At 61.9% G+C, this 1233-nt stretch carries 1 protein-coding gene; it reads left to right on the top strand.

The annotated features are described in order from the left end of the window. The first annotated feature begins 59 nt into the window (after positions 1–59). Positions 60–1223 (top strand): IS30 family transposase, encoded by a 1164-nt coding sequence (locus tag EZ216_RS21200; protein WP_135251800.1) that lies wholly within the window; start codon positions 60–62, stop codon positions 1221–1223. Positions 1224–1233 lie beyond the last annotated feature (10 nt).

The raw sequence follows: 1233 nt of genomic DNA, 5'->3' as shown, positions 1-1233 counted from the left end.
GGCGGCGGATTCAACCGGTCAATGCAACACGCTACCCTGCGTAAGCAGAAGGAGTGTGGATGCGGAGAAGAAGACCAAGAACCAGGTACACGGAGACTCAGAAGGCAGTGATGTGGGAGCGCTGGAAGAAGGGAGAGACCCTTCACCAGATCGCTCGCTTGTTCGATCGCCCACACACCTCGATCCGGCAGGTCCTCGCCGAATCAGGTGGGTTTCGCCCTCCTGAACGCCGCCGCTCCAAACTGGCACTGACCCTCGCTGAGCGAGAGGAGATCTCACGTGCCCTGGTCGCTGGCGAATCGATCCGTGCTGTCGCTGTCCGGCTCGCACGTGCTCCGTCGACGATCAGCCGGGAGATCGCCCGCAACGGAGGCGCCTCTTGCTATCGAGCGGCCCAAGCCGATCAAGCCGCCTGGCAGCGGGGACATCGGCCCAAGCAATGCAAGCTGGCTCAGAGTGCCACGTTGGCCCGCCTGGTGACGCACAAACTTCAGACCCAGTGGTCGCCCGAGCAGATCGCAGGCTGGCTAAAGCATACTTACCCAGGCGACGAGAGCCTGCAGGTGTCACACGAAGCCATTTACCGAAGTCTCTTCATTCAGGCGCGCGGCGCCCTGAAGAAGGAGCTGCTCGAGCACCTGAGGCGGACGCGCGGGATGCGCCGATCACGCCATCACACGCAGAAGACCGAGGTGCACGGCCAGATCTCTGATGCGGTCTCCATCAGCGAACGTCCTGTGTCCGTCGAAGACCGTGCAGTTCCCGGGCACTGGGAAGGCGATCTGTTCTTCGGCAGCGGCAACAGCCAGATTGCAACGCTAGTGGAGCGACAAACACGATACGTGATGCTGGTGAAGGTGGGCGGCAAAGACACGCAGACCGTGGTGAACGCGCTTGTGCGCCACGCTCGCAAGCTGCCGCAGGAGCTCTATAAGTCGCTCACCTGGGACCGCGGCAAGGAGCTGGCAGGCCACAAGCGCTTCACGCTGGCCACGGACATCCAGGTCTACTTCTGCGATCCTCAGAGCCCTTGGCAGCGCGGCTCCAACGAGAACACCAACGGCCTGCTCAGGCAGTACCTGCCAAAGGGCTTGGATATCTCAGGCTACTCGCAGGCCAGTCTGGATGCGATCGCACGAAAATTGAACGAGCGCCCGAGGAAGACTCTGGGCTTCAGGACGCCAGCTGAGATGTTCGACGAATGTGTTGCGTCGATCGGTTGAATCCGCCGCC

Origin of the sequence: Ramlibacter humi, assembly GCF_004681975.1 — a bacterium.
In the GTDB taxonomy this organism is placed as follows: Bacteria; Pseudomonadota; Gammaproteobacteria; order Burkholderiales; family Burkholderiaceae_C; genus Ramlibacter; species Ramlibacter humi.
Note: the sequence above shows the minus strand (reverse complement) of the source record. Positions and strands in the feature narration are given on the sequence as shown.

Coding starts and splice junctions, on each gene's coding strand:
- EZ216_RS21200 (WP_135251800.1), top strand. CDS start 60: ATGCGGAGAAGAAGACCAAGAACCAGGTACACGGAGACTCAGAAGGCA.